Source organism: Dietzia sp. B32 (genome assembly GCF_024732245.1).
GTDB lineage: Bacteria > Actinomycetota > Actinomycetes > Mycobacteriales > Mycobacteriaceae > Dietzia.
Map to the genome: position 1 here is coordinate 3,212,638 of NZ_CP093845.1, position 17,044 is coordinate 3,229,681.

Here is a 17,044-nt window from a genome sequence, read left to right on the forward strand (position 1 = left end):
CAGGCCACCACGTCCCCACCCACGGCACGTGCGCGCAGACAGTCACGCCTCCGGCGGCCGGGGCCGCCGGGTCCTCGGCGTGCCCTCCGAACGGGCGACACGCCGTGACCTGGTGGCCGCGGCCGTCATCGTCGTCGTCATGGCCGTGGTCGCCGCCACCGTTCTGCTGTCGGGCAGCGCGGCGCGATCTCAGTTCGGTCCTGCTGACGACGAGCAGCCCGTCTACGGTCCCGCCGTCGAGCGACCCGCCTCGCTCCGCCCCCTGTGGTCCCACGCCTCGGAGGGCACGGGAGCCCCGCTGACCACCAAGGGCAACCTCGTCACCCTCGACGCCGACGGGACCCTGGTGGGTCGCGACGCCGGCTCCGGGGAGCAGCGGTGGACGTACTCGCACGCCGGCCGCTTCTGCGCGGCCACCTTCTACGCCGACGTCCTGGCCGCCGCCTTCCAGGGCGCCGCCGGCTGCAGCGACGTCACCGCCCTCGACCCGACGACGCAGCAGTACACGAGCACCCGGCAGAGCGCCTTCTCCGACGGGATGGAGTTAACCTCGACGTGGCGGCACGCGCTCGCCTCCGGCCCCGACCGGCTCGAGATCTGGCGCGACGACCTGGTCCGCACCGTCGAGTACGGCTCCGTCGAGGCACCCCAGGAGGCGGACATGCAACCGCGCGCCGGGTGCACGCTCGGAACGGCGGACCTCACCGACGACCGGTTCGCGGTCGCCGAACGCTGCCCCGGTGACGACTCCGCACGCCTCACCCTGGCCGAGACCGTCCCCGAGGACAGTCGCAAGCCCGAGGAGATCGCCTCGGACACCACCGGAGCCGACGACCTCTGGATCATCGATGTCAGCGACGACGGCGTCCTCGCCCTGACCAGCCGCGACGGTGCCTGGGCGGTGGAATGGTTCACCGCCCCTCGGCAGTACTCCCCCGTCCTGCGGCTGGACTCCGAACCCGCGATGAAGCCCGGCGTCCCGACCCTGTCCGCCGACGAGACGCAGGCGCGGTGGTACGACGGCGCCTCCACCCACGCCTTCCGGACCGACACCGGCCAGCACTCGTGGACTGCCGGAGGGACCACCGGCCCGGGTATGACCGGCGGGTGGTCACCCGACCCCGAGGTCCGGACCGCGCGGGACTGGGTGCTCATCCCCGTCGCCGGCGGATTCGGGCTCCTGGACCACGACACCGGATTCGAGACCCTGCGGCTGGGCGCCACCGGCACATCAGGCGGCGGCGTCACCGGGCTGGCACAGATCGGCGACATCCTCTACGAACGCCGGGCCGGGCAGATCCACGCCTACAAACTGCTGACCTGACCGCGCCCCGGGAGATCTCCCCGGCGCGCAGGCCGACGCGGTCGGTCAGGTGGCATACCACTCGACGGCGTCACGCCGGAACAGCGCCACCAACGCCGTCGCACACACCGCCGCGAGGATGATCCCGGCCAGGTACTGGTGCGACCCCACCCCGACGTACCACGCGACGAAGAGCAGCAGCAGCTCGGCGATCACCACCAGACCACGCCCCCACCTCCGACCGCGCAGCAGCCCCAGGCCCGCCGCCAACAACCCGCCCCCGAGGATCGCGAACCACACAGCGGTCCCGTACCCGCTGATGACCACGGTCTCCTCACGATGGCCCCCGATCGCGCGGACGAGGAGGACCACGGCGACTCCGACCCCGATGAGCCCCTGAGCAGAGGCGATCCAGCCGGCGAGGCGGACCGGACCGGGGATCGCGACCCGGGGGTCGGCCTGGAAACGGGGCTCATCCCGTCGACTCACGTTCACCTCTCAAGAGTATGCGGAGCCGGATCCGGCAGGCCCCACACCCCGGGCGGAGCACACTTCGCTTAGGCCATAACAGCCTCTGGTGTGCGGTTTCGCACCGATTTGACAAAGCGCGTGACGTTTAACACATAGTCGCTCGAGAGGGTTGACTTGTCCCAGAATCGTGGGACGATCATTTGTAACAGCGCAGACACACCGTGTTTGCCTAGCCTTAACCGGGAGCCACTCCGCCAGGAGCGAGCCCGCGGAGCGGGTACTACCCCCACCACCCCGCCGGGTGTCACCGAACACGCGCGTTCTTTCGTCGATCCTACAGGTCCACGCCTGAACGGCGCCTTTTCGTGCTGTCCGGCGCACCCGATCACGGCCTCACACCGAAGGAGCTCCCATGGACTGGCGCCACAAGGCCATCTGTCGCGACGAGGATCCCGAGCTGTTCTTCCCCGTCGGCAATTCCGGACCCGCCCTCGCGCAGATCGCCGAGGCGAAGATCGTCTGCAACCGTTGCCCCGTCACCGCCGAGTGCCTGACCTGGGCCCTCGAGTCCGGCCAGGACGCCGGCGTGTGGGGTGGCATGAGCGAGGACGAGCGACGCGCCCTCAAGCGTCGCCGGGCCCGCACCCGCACCACGGTCTGACCCCGACCGTCTGACGCGGCCGTCGTCCGAACCCCAGACGGCCAGCGCACGAGAGGCCGGTCCCCAACCCGATCAGGGTGGGGGCCGGCCTCTCGCCTCTGTGGCGAACCCGCGTCAGTCGATGACTGCGATGAGATCGCCCGCCTGGATGACGTCCCCGGGCTTCACCGCGATCTCGGTGACGGTGCCCGAGCCCTCACACAGCACCGGGATCTCCATCTTCATCGACTCCAGGAGCACGATGGTGTCGCCCTCGGCGACCTCGGTGCCGGCCGCCGCGACAACCTCCAAGACGTTCGCGACCATCTCGGCACGGACCTGTTCAGTCATATGGATAATTCCTCTGCTTCCTCGACAACGGCCCCCGGACACCTCCAATGCAACCACACGGGCCCGCGCATGGAAGACTTGTACACCGACGAAAGGAGGCGACCATGAGCAAGCGTGGCCGCAAGAGGCGGGATCGCCGTAAGAAGAACGCCAACCACGGCAAGCGTCCGAACAGCTGAGTCCGGACACCGTGGACGACGAGGGGGCGGGCACCTGACCGGTGCCCGCCCCCTCGTCGTCCGTCGCCGCATCCGCGGATCAGTTGATGTCGCGCCTCTCGACGGTCGTGCGCCTGTGGACCACGGTCGTGCCGTCCACATCCGTCGTGGTCACCGTGGTGCGTCGGATCTCGACCATCAGACGTTCCCGCAGCCCGGTGGGCGCCTTCTCGCAGCACGAACTGGAGAGCTTCGCCTTGAGACGACGCTCCGACAGGAACATCTCCCGGCAGTCCGGGCAGCCGGCGAGATGGTGTTCGAGACGAGAGCGGCAGGCGTCATCGCACTCGAGGTCCACCAGCAGCGACAGATCGCGCAACGCCGACTGACAGTCGATCTCGTCGAGTCGCGGGTCGTGCTCCCTCATCACTTCGCCCCCTCCTCACGGCCGCGGCCGAAGCCCCGCTCGGTGGCGACGTCGCGCAACAACTCCCGCAGCTGCTTGCGACCGCGGTGCAGACGCGACATCACGGTCCCCAGCGGGGTGTCCATGATCTCCGCGATCTCCTTGTACGGCAGGCCCTGCACGTCGGCGTAGTACACCGCCATCCGGAACTCCTCCGGGAGTTCGGCCAACGCCGCCCGGATCTCGTCGTCCGGCAGCAACTCCATCGCCTCGACCTCCGCCGAGCGCAGGCCCGTCGAGGTGTGCTCGGCCGCGGCGGCCAGCTGCCAGTCGGTGATCTCGTCGGTCGGGTACTGCGCGGGCTGGCGCTGTCGCTTGCGGTAGTGGTTGATGTACGCGTTGGTGAGGATGCGGTGCATCCACGCGCGGAAGTTCGTCCCCGGCTTGAACGAGTGGAACCCGGCGAAGGCCTTGGCGTAGGCCTCCTGCACCAGGTCCTCCGCATCGGCGGGGTTCCGGGTCATCCGCAGGGCCGCGCCGTAGAGCTGGTCGAGGAGTGGCATGGCCAGCTCCTCGAACCTCTCCGCGCGCTGGTCGGCCTCGTCGGGCCGCAACTCGGTCGGCAACCGGAACTCCTCACCTGTCGATGTCCCGGAGTCTAACGGCACGCCCGGGGCGTCGAGGACCGCGGTCCGCATCGCACCCTCCCTTCCTACCCGGGACCGACCCCGGGTACCTGCTCAGAATCAACGCGGAGGTCCACCTCGCTATTCCGCGGTGCCCCGGACGCTAGGCTCCCCTCCCGTGAGCAGTAAGAGGGGACGGAGCGGAGCCGCGGCGACGCCGGCGATCGCCGCACTACGTGAGGCCGGCGTCGACCACGTCGTGCACACCTATGACCCGACCGGCGAGACCGCCTACGGCGACGAGGCGGCCCGCGTGATGGGTGAGCGACTGGGCGTGGACCCCGGCCGCGTGTTCAAGACACTGGTCCTGGCCACCGGCAGGCCTCCCGAGGGTTCACGGGTCCCGCTCGCCGTGGCCGTACTGCCCGTGACCTGTTCTCTGGATCTCAAGGCCACCGCCGCCGCCCTGGGATGCGGGAGGACCGCACTCGCCCCCGTCGACGTGACGGAGAAGACCACCGGGTACGTCGTCGGAGGAGTGTCCCCCGTCGGCCAGAAGCGGAGCCTGACGACGGTGGTGGACGCCTCGGCGCTGGGCCACCCCACGATCCTGTGCAGCGCGGGGAGGCGCGGATGGGAGATCGAGCTCGCCCCCGCCGATCTGGTCACGCTCACCCGGGCGGTGACCGCCCCCATCACGGCGGGCGGATAGAGCACGGCGAACGGATAGAGCACGGGGTCAGAAGAGCATCCCCTCCACGGGGTCGACCGGCCGCACGAGCTCCGGCCCGTCGTTGCGCACGCTGGAGACCGCCCGCGACACGGGTCTGATCTCCACCGACTCGGCCCACTCGCCCAGGTCACCGCCGGCGCCGTCCACCAGGGCACGCGGGTCGCCCATCACCGCCGGATCGAGCCAGTCCGCGAGTACCCCGGGATGCACCACCAGTGGCATCCGGTCGTGCACCCGGCGCAGCGACCCGAGCGCCTCCGTGGTGAGGATCGTGCACGACAGTTGCGTGACGGTGGCGTCGACCGGGTCACGACGGGCCTCCCACAGCCCGGCCATGAGCAGGCCGCGGTCCCCCGGCATGCTCATGAAGTACGGCTGCTTGGGACCGGCCTTCCCACCGGGGGTCGCCGGTTCGCCGGGCACCCACTCGTACCATCCGTCCATCGGAATCACGCAGTGACGACGGGCGACCGCGGACCGGAACGACGGCTTGGAGTACGCCGTCTCCACCCGGGCGTTGAACAGGTTGGGCAACCGCTGGGTGTCCCGGGCCCACGAGGGGACCAACCCCCACCGCATCCCCCGAAGGACCCGTCGAGGCCCACCCGCATGGGCCGTCTCCCCGGGTCCGGCGGGTTCGTCGAGGCTCTCGGGCCGCGGTACGTCCAGCGCCAGGACCGGGATCGTCGTGGTGGGCGCGATGTTGAACCGCGGTTCCCGGGGCACGACGGCGGGGAACAGCCCGGGGGGCGGGGAGGTCGCCTCGTCGACCGCGTCCAGTTCCACAGCGAGCTGCGCCGGGTCCGAGGAGAGCGAGAACCGTCCACACATGCCGACATCCTCGCACCCGGGTCGGCCGGACGCCGCCCCGATGGGCGACAATGGCCAGGTGAGTCATTGGAACGCACCCGTCGCCTCCGGCCCCGTGAACGCGCACGTCGCCGTCCCCGGGTCCAAGTCGCTGACCAACCGCGCCCTGGTGCTCGCGGCACTGGCCGACGGCCCCTCCCGACTCGTCGGCACCCTGCGCAGCCGGGACACCGACCTCATGATCGGCGCGCTGCAGGCGCTGGGGACACGCATCGAGGGCCCGTCCGGACCGCTCGACCCGGACGACACCGATCTCGTCATCACCGCCGGTGAGCTGCGGGGCGCCGACGTCGAGTGCGGCCTGGCGGGGACCGTGATGCGCTTCGTCCCGCCGGTTGCCGCCCTGGCCACCGGCCGGTCCACCTTCGACGGCGACCCCGCCGCCCGGGTCCGCCCGCAGGCCACCGTGCTCGACGCCCTGCGTGCGCTGGGCGCCGCCGTCACCGGGAACAGACTGCCGTTCACCGTCGACGGCTCCGGTTCGCTGCGGGGCGGCAGCGTCGAGATGGACGCCTCCGCCTCGTCCCAGTTCGTCTCCGGCCTGCTGCTGTCGGCCGCGCGGTTCGACGAGGGCGCCGAGCTGGTCCACACCGGTTCCTCCCCCGTCCCCTCGGGGCCGCACATCGAGATGACGCTGGAGATGCTCCGCGAATCCGGGGTCACCGTCGACCGGCCGACGCCGTCGTCGTGGCGGGTCGCGCCGGGCCCGATCGCGGCGGTCGACAGGGTCGTGGAGCCCGACTTGTCCAACGCCACCCCGTTCCTCGCCGCCGCCGCGGTCACCGGCGGGACCGTCCGCATCCCCCACTGGCCGGTCACCACGACCCAGCCCGGGGACGCCATCCGCGGCATCCTGCAGGACATGGGTGCGTCGGTGACCCTCGAGTCCGCCGACGGTGCGGGCCACGGCACCCTCGTCGTCGTCGGTCCCTCACACCTATCCCCCGTGGACCTGGATCTGTCCGCCATCGGCGAACTCACCCCGACCATCGCCGCGCTGTGCGCGCTCGCCGACGGCCCGTCCCGGCTCACCGGTATCGCGCACCTGCGCGGGCACGAGACCGACCGCCTCGCCGCACTGGCCGCCGAACTCGGCGCCGTGGGCTGCGGCGTCACCGAACTCGACGACGGCCTCGAGATCACCCCGGCGCCGCTGCACGGCGCCCCGTGGCGCGCCTACGCCGACCACCGCATGGCCACCGCGGGTGCCATCGTCGGCCTCGTCGTCCCGGGCGTCGAGGTCGACGACGTCGAGTCCACCGCCAAGACCCTGCCCGGCTTCACCACGATGTGGGCCGACATGCTCGCCGGACAGGGCTGACGGGCGGTCATGCCGAGCGGACGGGGTGCGGGCAGCGCACGAGGGTGGGACGAGTCCGACGTCCGGATCAGGCCCGGGAAGGGCTCACGCCCACGGACCAAACGCCGGCCCAGCCACGACGATGCCGCGGCCGCGATGGTCGTGGCCGTGGACCGCGGGCGCTGGGGCTGCGTGCTGCTCGACGACGGCCCGGACCACACCGCCGGCACCCGCGTCGTCGCCATGCGGGCCCGCGAACTCGGCCGGACCCCGGTGGTGGTGGGCGACCGGGTGGGCGTGGTCGGCGACCTCACCGGCGCGCGCGACACCCTCTCCCGGATCGTCCGCGTGGAGGAGCGCTCGACGGTGCTGCGCCGGACCGCCGACGACTCCGACCCCTACGAGCGGGTGGTGGTCGCCAACGCCGAGCAGCTGCTCATCGTGGTGGCCGTCGCCGACCCCCCGCCGCGCGCCGGGTTCGTCGCACGGGCCCTCGTCGCCGCCTACACCGGCGGCTTGGAACCGGTCCTGTGCCTGACCAAGGGCGACCTCGACGACCCCTCGGTGTTCGCCGCCGAGTTCGCCGAACTCGACGTGCCGGTCCTGCGAGTGGGGGTCGACGACGAGCTGGACGATCTCCACGACCTGATCGACGGCCGGATCTCCGCGATGATCGGACACTCGGGCGTCGGTAAATCGACACTCGTCAACCGCCTGGTCCCCGACGCCTACAGGGCGACGGGCGTGGTCTCCGGCGTCGGCAAGGGCCGGCACACCTCCACCCAGTCGGTCGCACTCGAACTGGCGACGGGCGGCTGGGTGGTGGACACCCCGGGCATCCGCAGTTTCGGGCTCGCCCACGTCTCCCCCGACGATGTCGTGGCCGCCTTCTCCGATCTCGACGAGATCGCCCGCGAGTGCCCGCGCGGATGCACCCACCAGGGCCCGCCCGCGGACCCCGAGTGCGCCTTCGACGCCGTCACCGACCCGGCTGTGCACCGTCGGGCCCTGGCGGTCCGCGAACTGCTGGGCGCGCTGCAGTCCAACGATCCCTGGGCCCTGGGGCTGGACCAGGACTGACCCCGGAGGGCCGGCGCCCCACCCTCCGGTGGGCGCCGGCCGTTCGGTCAGATCTTCAGTTCGACGTCCCCGAGCGCCACCGAGACGCAGGTCTGGATCCGCTCCCCCGGCCCGTGGTCCGTTCCGTTGCGCAGATCCCGCACGTGGCCCTCGTCCAGACCCACCACGCAGGTCTGGCAGATGCCCATGCGGCAGCCGAACGGCATCTGCACACCCACGCTCTCGCCGCCCTCGAGGATCGTGGTGGCACCGTCGAGCTCGACCGTCTTGCCGGTGGAGCCGAACGTCACCGTCCCGCCCGAGGCGCCCGCGTTGCGGTCGACGGTGAAGCGCTCCATGTGGAGGTCGTCCCGCCCGGTGGCCTCGAAGTGCTCGGTCAGCTCGTCGAGCATCGCCGAGGGGCCGCACGCCCACGTCGGACGCTCCGACCAGTCCGGGACGAGAGCCGACATCTGCTCGGAGTTGATCCGGCCGTCCTCGCTGGTCACCCGCAAGTGCAACGTGTACGCCGGCTGGGTGCGCTCGAGCGCGAGCAACTCGTCGTGGAACAGCGCGTCCTCGCGGTCCCGGATCGAGTGGACGTGGACCACGTCGGGGAACCCCTCGTTCGCCGAGCGCCGGTCCAACGACCGCAGCATGCCCATGACCGGGGTGATACCCGAGCCCGCGGTCACGAACATCAGCTTCTCAGGGGTGGGAGAGGGCAGGTGGAAATCACCGGCCGGCGCCTGCAGCCGGACGATGGTCCCCGGCTCGACCGTCCCGACGATGTGATTGCTCAGCAACCCCTCCGGCAGGGCCTTGACGGTCACCGAGTACTCGCCACGGCCACTCGTGGGCGCCGAGGTCAACGAATACGACCGCCAGGTCCACCGGCCGTTGAGCAGGACGCCGATCCCCAGGTACTGGCCGGGGCGGTACTCGGGCGTGGCGCCCCAGCCGGGCTTGATCACGAGGGTCACGGCGTCGTCGGCCTCGCGTCGGACGGAGACGATCTCACCGCGCAGCTCGCGCGAGGACCACAGCGGGTAGATGAGCGACGAGTAGTCGTCCATCCGTAGCGGGTGGGTGAGGCGGTTGAGGAACCTGCGCGCCCCCCGCGGCTCGGGGACCCGCGCGGCCGCCGCACGCAGGACGCGATTGAGTCCACTTCTCGACTCGGACACTGGTGCCTCCTTGAAACCGGATACCCGTGGCCCGTGGGTCGGGCCGACGCTTCCGGACATGAACCTACGGTAGCGTAGGTTAGCGGCCGACGGGATCTTCCGGGAAGACTTTCCGCGTCCCGCTGGCACGGTCCGCCGACGACCCGGACGGGACCGACGTCAGAGCAGCGTGAGCAGGAACGGCAGTTCCACGGCGTCGTACCACGCCAGGTCCACGTCGAGCGCGTCGCCGACGGTCAGCTCGGCGTCCTCGTCCCCCAGGTCCGCACGGTCCACCGCCTCGACAGCGTCCCGCACGAGGTCCACGGCCCCGGCCAGGTCCACGTGGACGGCGGCGATCTCGGCGGTCGACACCGTGGCACCATTCAGCCTGACCACGGCGGTGTCCAGGTCCGGCCGCGGTTGCACCCGGTCATCGGGGACGTCCGCACTCACCACGACCCGCCGGTACGGGTGGGACTCGTGCGCGGCGCCGGAATCGAGCTCCCCACCGAGCAGTCGGAGCGACGCACGGGAGGCCTCGAGGAACGCCACGTGCTCGATCTCCTCGAGGTCACCCTCCGCGTAGGACTCGATGAGCGCGGGAGTCGCGGCGAACGCGGTTCCGCTCCGCACGGGCATCTCCCCCGCCTCGAGAAGGGTCTCGAGCATCGTCAGGGTGGCGGGGACGAACAGGCGCATGGTGGTCTCTCCTCGTACGGGGTGACGGTCAGCAGGCGTGCCGCTCAGCCGGCGGTTCCGGTGAGCTCGTCCAACGCGGACGAGATGAGCTCGCCGATCTCCTCCACGTCCGGGACGGCCTGGCGATCGGAGGTGAATCCGCAGTACACGGTTCCGGCATAGCTGCTCATCGACACGGCCAGCGCCTGCTCGCCCAGCAGGGCGGGGACGGGGTAGACCTCGACGAGTTCACCGTCCCCCCAGTACACCTTGCGCTGGGGGCCGGGTGCGTTGGTCACCACGATGTCGTAGCTCTCCGACGGCAACATGATCGCCGCCCGGGATGCCAGGGCGTGCAGGGTGGGCGGGGCGAACCCGGACAGGCGTGCCAGGGACTTCGCCCCCACCGCCTCCCGCGGATGGCGCTGCGTCGCGGTCTCACGGGCGATCTGCGCCAGTCGCATGCGGGGGTTGGGCTCCCCGACCGGCATGCCGATGAGCGCCGAGGCGATCTCCGCGGAGGTGGCCTCGCTCTGGTTCTCCGACCCTTCGGCCTCGGAGGTCACGGCCATCGGCACGATCGCCCTGAGCGTGTCCGACGTCGACAGCGGGTGGCCGCATGACAGTATCCAGGACCGCAGGGCCCCGCACAGCACCGCGAGGACCACGTCGTTGACCTTGCAGGAGTGTTCGCGGGCGATCTCCCGCGCCTGGGCGAGCGAGAACGACGCCAGCCCCACCCGGCTCCCGCGGGGGCGGGTGGTGCGGAACATCTCCGCCAGGCCGCCGGCGGGGCGCAGCACCGAGAGGTTGGCCGCGCCCACCAGGCCGCGGGTGGCCCGCTCGAGCGCGTGGGCCAGGCGAGCCGAGCGGCGTACCAGCTCCAGGGGATCGGTCGCGATGGTCATGAGCGCGTCGAGCACCAGGACCCCGTCCCCCGGGGACGGCACCGGGGTCCACGTGGCGACCTCGTCGACGTCCGCGGAGGCCCGCTCGTCCGTCACCAGGACCTGGGCCAGGTCCACCGCGTGGGGACCGCCCAGCAGAGCGTGGTGTGTCTTGGTGAGAATCGCCAGGCGTCCGTCCGGCAGCCCCTCGATGAGATAGAGCTCCCACAGCGGGCGGTCCGCCTCCAGTGGCCGGTCGACGAGCCTGGCCACCAGGTCCGCCAGCTGCCGCATCCCGCCGGGGGCCGGCAGCGCCGACCGCCGGACATGGAAACTGAGGTCGAAGTCCGGGTCGTCCACCCAGACAGCCCTGGCAAGGGAGAAGGGGACGTGCCGGATCCGCTGCCGGTACCGCGGCGCGTCGGCCAGCCGGGCGTCCACGAACTCCATCACGCGGTCGATGTCCCACGGCTCGTCCCTGGCGACCAGCGCCAGCGAACACGAGTGCCTGCTTCGGGAACGCGCCGCGTCACCGAGGAGCAGGTCCGCGTCCGCTGTGGCCAGTCTGGTCGCCACGGTGTCAGACCGCCTCGTCCAACCCGAGGAGGCCCCGGATCTCGACGGCGGCCCGATCGAACACCTGATAGAACACGCCGATCATGCCGGTCTGGACGGCACCGAGGATGTTCTCGATCGCGTCGTCGACCATCACGCACTCCCTCGGCTCGAGTTCGAGTCGGCGCGCGGCCTCCAGGAACGCCTCGGGCTCCGGCTTCTCGACCCCGATCACGCCGCTGAGCACCACGTGCTCGATCCCGAGGTCCCGGGCATCCTCGCGGACGCGCTCCGCCCCCGGCCCCTCGGGCTCGTTGCTCAGTATGGCGAGACGGACGTCATTCGCCCTCGCACCGGTCAGGATCGACCGCCAGTTCTCACGGTCCTCGTCCGTGCCGTCCAGCACCCCGAAGTAGTCGACTATCAGTCCACGCATGGGGACAGCCTAGGCAACACCCGGTCACGGTGCAGTAGGCGAGGTGGAACCAGGGTCCTGTTCCGGCGCGTCATGAGGGGTAGAGAACGCCAGACCACACCGGGTCCGGCGCGGGAGGGAGCAGGCCCAGATGTCACCGACACCCGTTTCACCGCCCACGAGCGTGCGGCCTCCCCCCGCGGCCGGCACGGTTCCGGACACCGGCGACGCCGCCGGCCGGGTGCGCCCCCTGCCCTCGGTCGAACCCGTGCCGGGGGCGTCGGGCGACGCGGGTACCGCGGATCAGGGCACCGGCCCCGCCGCCCGTCCCCCGAGGCCGGTGCCCGACCCGGAGGGCGGTGTCCCGGTTCCCGCTCGGAGGGCCGCGCACGCCCTCGTCGTCATGGCGCTGGAGGTCGTCGACCGCAGGCGGGCCCCACAGCACACGAAGGGGGCGTTCCCGCCCCACCTGGTCGAGATGCTTCGCACGCTCGCGCGAGACGGGGTACCCGGCCGGCACCTGGGGCCGGCCAGGATCCATCGGCTGCACATCCACGCGGCCGACCCCGGCCGGACGGATTCCCACGAGGGGCCGGGCCCGGCGGCGGTCGACTACGAGGTGTGCGCCACGTACGCCCGCGGGCCGCGACTGTTCGCCGTCGCGGCCCGCATACAGGTGACCCCCACCGGCGCCCGCTGCGCGGCCCTCAGGCTGGCGTGAGCCGCCCTGCGGGCGTGGGGTACCGCGTCAGTCGCGGCGACCCCTCGTCGCGGCCTTGGCCGCCCTCTCGCGACGCTCGGCGCGCTGCTGGCGCTCCTGCGACCGCCGATCGGCACGATTCGCGGAGGCTCCCTCGTCGACCAGCTCCGGATCGCCGCTCTCCGACGGGCCGGAGAACTGCATCTGGTCCGCGCTCACATCCCGTCCGGTGCCCGCGGCCCGGAGGATCGGGTTCGCGCCGGCCAGGGCCGCCGCCTGCGCCGCGGAGGGACCCGCCATCGCCTTCTGCTGCTGACCGGCCTCGACCTTGACGTTGAACAGGAACGCCACCGTCTCCTCACGGACGCCGTCCATCATGGCGGCGAACATGTCATAGCCCTCACGCTGGTACTCGACGAGTGGATCGCGCTGGGCCATCGCCCGGAGACCGATGCCCTCCTTGAGGTAGTCCATCTCGTACAGGTGTTCACGCCACTTCCGGTCGAGCACCTGCAGCATGACCGACCGCTCGAGCTGACGCATCGCACCCGCGCCGCCGATGCCCTCGATCTCGGCCTCACGCTCGTCGTAGCGGGCGAAGACGTCGTCGAGGACGGCGTCCTTGAGGTTCTTCGCGGACAGGTCTCCGGACGACCCGTACTCGTCGCCGTCGATGATGTCCTGCGCCGTGATCGTCACCGGGTAGAGCTGACGCAGCGCATCCCACAGCTTGTCGAGATCCCAGTCCTCGACGTACCCCTCGGCGGTGGCGCCGTCGACGTAGGCGCTGACGACCTGGTAGATCATCGACTCGACCTGATCGGTGATGTCCTCACCCTCGAGGATCCGCTTGCGCTCGCCGTAGATCACCGTGCGCTGCTGGTTCATGACCTCGTCGTACTTGAGGACGTCCTTGCGGATCTCGAAGTTCTGCGACTCGACCTGCGTCTGCGCGTTCTTCACCGCCCGCGAGACCATGCCGGCCTCGATCGGCACGTCGTCCGGCAGGCTCAGACGGTTCATGATGGCCTCCACGGCGGCACCGTTGAAGCGCCTCATGAGTTCGTCGCCCAGCGAGAGGTAGAAGCGGGACTCGCCCGGGTCGCCCTGACGTCCCGAGCGCCCACGGAGCTGGTTGTCGATACGCCGGGAGTCGTGCCGCTCGGTGCCGAGCACGTAGAGGCCACCGGCCTCACGGACCCGCTCGGCCTCTTCCTTGGTGAGCTTGCGCATCCGATCGATCTCGGCGTCCCATGCCTGCTCGTACTCCTCCGGGGTGTCCACCGGGTTAAGGCCGCGCTCGCGCAGGTTGAGATCGGCGATGATGTCCGGGTTGCCACCGAGCACGATGTCGGTGCCGCGGCCGGCCATGTTCGTGGCGACGGTGACCGCGCCGGGCCTACCCGCCTGCGCGATGATCTGCGCCTCCGAGGCGTGGAACTTGGCGTTGAGGACGTGGTGCTTGATGCCCTTGCGCGTGAGCAGCTTGGACAGGTGCTCGCTGCGCTCCACCGAGGCGGTGCCCACGAGCACCGGCTGCTTCTTCTCGACCCGCTCGGCGATGTCCTCCACGACGGCGGCGAACTTCGCCTCCTCCGTCTTGTAGATGAGGTCGGACTGGTCCTCGCGCGCCATCGGACGGTTGGTCGGGATGGGCATGACCTCGAGCTTGTAGATCGAGTAGAGCTCCGCGGCCTCGGTCTCGGCCGTACCGGTCATGCCGGCCAGCTTCTCGTACAACCGGAAGTAGTTCTGCAGGGTGATGGTGGCGAGCGTCTGGTTCTCGGCCTTGATCTCCACCCGCTCCTTGGCCTCGATGGCCTGGTGCATGCCCTCGTTGTAGCGCCGTCCGTCGAGGACGCGGCCGGTGAACTCGTCGACGATGATCACGTCACCGTCGCGGACGATGTAGTCCTTGTCCTTGGCGAACAGCTCCTTGGCCTTGATGGAGTTGTTCAGGTAGCTGACCAGGGGCGAGTTGGCGGCCTCGTAGAGGTTGTCGATCCCCAGCTGGTCCTCGACGAACTCCACACCCTGCTCGGTCACGCCGATGGTCCGCTTCTTGCGGTCGACCTCGTAGTGGGTCCCCTCCTCGAGCAGCGGGGCGATACGCGCGAACTCGCCGTACCACTTACTGGATCCGTCCGCGGGGCCCGAGATGATGAGCGGGGTACGCGCCTCGTCGATGAGGATCGAGTCGACCTCGTCCACGATCGCGTAGTTGTGGCCGCGCTGGACCAGCTCGGCGGTGTCGTGCGCCATGTTGTCGCGCAGATAGTCGAACCCGAACTCGTTGTTCGTGCCGTAGGTGATGTCCGCGTGGTACGCCTCGCGGCGCTGCGCGGGGGTCATCCCGCCGAGGATCGCTCCCACCGACAGGCCCAGGAAGCGGTGGACACGACCCATCCACTCCGCGTCGCGCTTGGCCAGGTAGTCGTTGACCGTCACCACGTGCACACCGTTGCCGGACAGTGCGTTGAGGTACGCCGGCAACACACAGGTGAGGGTCTTGCCCTCACCCGTCTTCATCTCGGCGACCGATCCGGTGTGCAGCACGATGGCGCCGATGATCTGCACCTTGTAGGGCTTCTGCCCGAGGACGCGGTGCGCAGCTTCGCGGGCCACCGCGAACGCCTCCGGCAGGAGGTCGTCGAGCGATTCCCCCTCGGCCACGCGACGCCGGAACTCGTCGGTCTTCGCCCGGAGTTCGTCGTCGCTCAGCTTCTCCGTCTCGTCGGAGAGCGAGTCCACGTAGTCGGCGAGAGCGGTGTACTTCTTGAGCTTTCGCCCCTCGCCGGCCCGGAGCAGCTTGGAAAGAATCGACACAGTCTCGAACGTCCTCGTGGTCGGGGAAGTGGTCGTGGATACGGCTACCTGCGTGATGACACGCGGGTCCGTCCACATCCTAGGTGCTGCGGGCCGTTGTGACACGCCGAGGCGGTCCGGTCAGGGGCGACCGGACCGCCTCGTGGGTGCGGGTCGGGGCTGTCAGCCCTCGTCGCTCAGGGTGATGAGCCCGTAGTCGAACGCGTGCCGGCGGTAGACGACGGTGGCGCGTCCGGTCTCGGTGTCACGGAACAGGTAGAAGTCGTGACCCACCAGCTCCATCTTCTCGAGCGCCTCGTCGACCGACATCGGGGCGCCGTCGTGCTCCTTGCGACGCACGATCTGCCCGGGCAGCTGCTCGTCGGCCCCGCCGTACTCGGCACCGTCGACCCCGTCCAACGCCTCGGCCGGGGCGGCGTCGGCGGCCAGTTCGGCGGTCGCCTCGGCCACCGACTGCGGGCGGCGGTGGCCGGAGTGGCTGATCTTGCGCCGGGTGCGGGCCTTGCGCATCTGCCGCTCGAGCTTGGCGACCGCCGACTCGAGGGCCGCGTAGAAGGTGTCCTCTGCCGCCTCGGCGCGGGCGACGCCGGGCTTGCCCTTGAGGGTGATCTCGATCCGCTGGCTCACCTTGGACAACCGCGGGTTGTTCTCGTGCAGCAGGATCACGTCGAACCTCTGGATGGCCGGCGAGATCTTCTCGATCTTCGCGAGCTTGGCATTGATTCGGCTCGCGAAGTGCTCGGGGACCTCGACGTTGCGGCCACGGATCGTGACCTGTGCCTCCGGCGTACCGGGATCGTCGGTCGACGGACCGTCGAAGGTGGCGGGATCGAGCAGGACTGCGGGGGTCTTCGCCATCGAAGCTCCTCCTCATCGGGCCTGCGGCGGACCGCTGCGACCGATCCGGTAACCGCCCGGAATCCCGGCCGAAGGGCCACCCACATGGCTGAGTGGTTACTCTCAGGACACGGTCCACCGGAGCCGACGAACGGCGAACGTGCTGGTGAACGCGTCCGAAACCCACCCTACCCCCTCATGTCGGCGCGGACCCCGGGACCGGGAACCTCATCCCGACCAGTCGCCTGCGGACCCGCTCGGGAGGCGGCGTCCGCGGCGTCCGCCCTAGGCCGCGGTGACGGCGAGGACACCCGTGACCCGCAGCCCACCCGCCTCCAGGACCGCGACGCACTGCGCTGCCGTCGCGCCAGTGGTGACGACGTCGTCGACGAGCAGCACCGTCGACGGTGTGGCCAGGAGGGCGGGCACGGTCACCGGCGCTCCCGGCGTCGCGCGCAGCGGGGTGCCCGCCGGGCGGCGACGGATCCGCCCGGAGAGGTTGTCCGCGCGGGCCTGCGCGCCGAGCCCGGCCGCGTCCCTCACCCGACCGCGGACCTCGAGGACCGGGGCCACCACGACCGGCCCGGTCGGCACCGCGCCGGCGAGTTCGGCGGCGAGGACGTCCACCACCTGGCGGACGTGGTCGAACCCCCGCCGTCGACGGGCCCGGGCCGACGCCGGTGCGGGGACGAGCACGGTGGGACGCTCGTCGGCCTCGGCGATCTCCCCGTCCGCCCGGAGCCGGTCGACCGCCGCGGCCAGCGCGGCCCCGAGGGGTCGGGCCAGGTCGGTCCGTCCGCGGTCCTTGTAGGCGGAGACCGCCAGGGCGGCCGGGCCGGTGTGTCGGGACAACGCCCAGACCGGTATCCGCAGGTCGGCCCGGGTCCGCACGGTCAGCGGTACCGCGGACAGTGTCGAGGCGCAGTCCGGGCACCACCGCTGCCGGGGGCGACCGCACCCGGCGCACTCCAGGGGCACGACGAGGTCGGCGAACGCCGCGGCCCAGGACCCACCGCCACGCCACCGGGGTGACGCGTCCCCGTCCCCGGTGGTCACCGGC

Annotated in this window: 19 protein-coding genes; 7 read left to right on the forward strand and 12 right to left on the reverse strand. The window is 70.9% G+C overall.

Going from position 1 to position 17,044, the window contains the following annotated elements; translation table 11 throughout:
* The first annotated feature begins 28 nt into the window (after nt 1-28).
* A complete protein-coding gene (locus L8M95_RS15170; RefSeq protein ID WP_260486914.1) occupies nt 29-1,324 on the forward strand; it encodes a PQQ-like beta-propeller repeat protein in 1,296 nt (431 codons plus the stop codon).
* Nucleotides 1,325-1,369: 45 nt separating this feature from the next.
* On the opposite strand, the gene L8M95_RS15175 is transcribed toward L8M95_RS15170, so the two are convergent.
* On the reverse strand, nt 1,370-1,798 hold the full coding sequence (locus L8M95_RS15175; protein ID WP_260486915.1) for a hypothetical protein: 429 nt from the start codon (nt 1,796-1,798) through the stop codon (nt 1,370-1,372).
* A 388-nt stretch (nt 1,799-2,186) separates the two neighbouring features.
* Here L8M95_RS15175 and L8M95_RS15180 point away from each other — a divergent pair, with 388 nt between their 5' ends.
* Complete coding sequence (locus L8M95_RS15180; RefSeq protein WP_067712327.1) at nt 2,187-2,435, forward strand: WhiB family transcriptional regulator; 249 nt, start codon at nt 2,187-2,189, stop codon at nt 2,433-2,435.
* Between the two features lie 114 nt (nt 2,436-2,549).
* Here the strand turns inward: L8M95_RS15180 and L8M95_RS15185 are convergent, their stop codons facing one another.
* Nucleotides 2,550-2,765 carry a biotin/lipoyl-binding carrier protein gene (locus L8M95_RS15185; RefSeq protein ID WP_260486916.1) on the reverse strand — a complete coding sequence of 72 codons (216 nt, stop codon included), beginning with the start codon at nt 2,763-2,765 and terminating at the stop codon, nt 2,550-2,552.
* A gap of 104 nt (nt 2,766-2,869) precedes the next feature.
* Here L8M95_RS15185 and L8M95_RS17620 point away from each other — a divergent pair, with 104 nt between their 5' ends.
* Nucleotides 2,870-2,944, forward strand: coding sequence for a 50S ribosomal protein bL37 (locus L8M95_RS17620; RefSeq protein WP_370452405.1), 75 nt, complete (start codon nt 2,870-2,872; stop codon nt 2,942-2,944).
* 79 nt (nt 2,945-3,023) lie between these two features.
* Here L8M95_RS17620 and L8M95_RS15190 read toward each other — a convergent pair whose 3' ends face one another.
* Together L8M95_RS15190 and L8M95_RS15195 are read right to left on the reverse strand one after the other, a co-directional pair.
* Nucleotides 3,024-3,350, reverse strand: coding sequence for a zf-HC2 domain-containing protein (locus tag L8M95_RS15190; RefSeq protein WP_260486917.1), 327 nt, complete (start codon nt 3,348-3,350; stop codon nt 3,024-3,026).
* A complete protein-coding gene (locus L8M95_RS15195; RefSeq protein WP_260486918.1) occupies nt 3,350-4,027 on the reverse strand; it encodes a sigma-70 family RNA polymerase sigma factor in 678 nt (225 codons plus the stop codon). Before L8M95_RS15195 ends, L8M95_RS15190 begins: the two co-directional genes overlap by 1 nt.
* A gap of 106 nt (nt 4,028-4,133) precedes the next feature.
* On the opposite strand from L8M95_RS15195, the gene L8M95_RS15200 reads away from it, so the two are divergent.
* A complete protein-coding gene (locus tag L8M95_RS15200) occupies nt 4,134-4,667 on the forward strand; it encodes an aminoacyl-tRNA deacylase (RefSeq protein ID WP_260486919.1) in 534 nt (177 codons plus the stop codon).
* 27 nt (nt 4,668-4,694) lie between these two features.
* Here L8M95_RS15200 and L8M95_RS15205 read toward each other — a convergent pair whose 3' ends face one another.
* Nucleotides 4,695-5,519, reverse strand: coding sequence for an SOS response-associated peptidase (locus L8M95_RS15205; RefSeq protein ID WP_260486920.1), 825 nt, complete (start codon nt 5,517-5,519; stop codon nt 4,695-4,697).
* A gap of 40 nt (nt 5,520-5,559) precedes the next feature.
* On the opposite strand from L8M95_RS15205, the gene aroA reads away from it, so the two are divergent.
* Both aroA and rsgA read left to right on the forward strand, forming a co-directional pair.
* Nucleotides 5,560-6,879 carry a 3-phosphoshikimate 1-carboxyvinyltransferase gene (gene aroA / locus L8M95_RS15210; RefSeq protein ID WP_260489279.1) on the forward strand — a complete coding sequence of 440 codons (1,320 nt, stop codon included), beginning with the start codon at nt 5,560-5,562 and terminating at the stop codon, nt 6,877-6,879.
* 9 nt (nt 6,880-6,888) lie between these two features.
* On the forward strand, nt 6,889-7,938 hold the full coding sequence (gene rsgA, locus L8M95_RS15215) for a ribosome small subunit-dependent GTPase A (RefSeq protein ID WP_260486921.1): 1,050 nt from the start codon (nt 6,889-6,891) through the stop codon (nt 7,936-7,938).
* A gap of 47 nt (nt 7,939-7,985) precedes the next feature.
* On the opposite strand, the gene L8M95_RS15220 is transcribed toward rsgA, so the two are convergent.
* The 4 genes from L8M95_RS15220 to L8M95_RS15235 all read right to left on the reverse strand — a co-directional run bounded on the left by L8M95_RS15220 (nt 7,986) and on the right by L8M95_RS15235 (nt 11,642).
* Nucleotides 7,986-9,104, reverse strand: coding sequence for a ferredoxin reductase (locus L8M95_RS15220; RefSeq protein ID WP_260486922.1), 1,119 nt, complete (start codon nt 9,102-9,104; stop codon nt 7,986-7,988).
* A 159-nt stretch (nt 9,105-9,263) separates the two neighbouring features.
* Complete coding sequence (locus L8M95_RS15225; protein WP_260486923.1) at nt 9,264-9,785, reverse strand: DUF6912 family protein; 522 nt, start codon at nt 9,783-9,785, stop codon at nt 9,264-9,266.
* A gap of 44 nt (nt 9,786-9,829) precedes the next feature.
* Nucleotides 9,830-11,227 (reverse strand): wax ester/triacylglycerol synthase family O-acyltransferase, encoded by a 1,398-nt coding sequence (locus L8M95_RS15230; protein WP_260486924.1) that lies wholly within the window; start codon nt 11,225-11,227, stop codon nt 9,830-9,832.
* Between the two features lie 4 nt (nt 11,228-11,231).
* Nucleotides 11,232-11,642, reverse strand: a complete 411-nt coding sequence (locus L8M95_RS15235) for an HAD family hydrolase (protein ID WP_260486925.1) — start codon at nt 11,640-11,642, stop codon at nt 11,232-11,234.
* 163 nt (nt 11,643-11,805) lie between these two features.
* Here L8M95_RS15235 and L8M95_RS15240 point away from each other — a divergent pair, with 163 nt between their 5' ends.
* Nucleotides 11,806-12,342, forward strand: a complete 537-nt coding sequence (locus L8M95_RS15240; RefSeq protein ID WP_260486926.1) for an Rv3235 family protein — start codon at nt 11,806-11,808, stop codon at nt 12,340-12,342.
* Between the two features lie 27 nt (nt 12,343-12,369).
* Here the strand turns inward: L8M95_RS15240 and secA are convergent, their stop codons facing one another.
* The 3 genes from secA to L8M95_RS15255 form a co-directional block, all read right to left on the reverse strand.
* Nucleotides 12,370-15,147 carry a preprotein translocase subunit SecA gene (gene secA / locus L8M95_RS15245; RefSeq protein WP_260486927.1) on the reverse strand — a complete coding sequence of 926 codons (2,778 nt, stop codon included), beginning with the start codon at nt 15,145-15,147 and terminating at the stop codon, nt 12,370-12,372.
* A 162-nt stretch (nt 15,148-15,309) separates the two neighbouring features.
* The gene (gene hpf / locus L8M95_RS15250) at nt 15,310-16,005 is read right to left on the reverse strand and encodes a ribosome hibernation-promoting factor, HPF/YfiA family (RefSeq protein ID WP_260486928.1); all 696 of its coding nucleotides are present in this window, start codon (nt 16,003-16,005) and stop codon (nt 15,310-15,312) included.
* A 264-nt stretch (nt 16,006-16,269) separates the two neighbouring features.
* Nucleotides 16,270-17,040, reverse strand: coding sequence for a ComF family protein (locus L8M95_RS15255; RefSeq protein ID WP_260486929.1), 771 nt, complete (start codon nt 17,038-17,040; stop codon nt 16,270-16,272).
* Nucleotides 17,041-17,044: the final 4 nt, after the last annotated feature.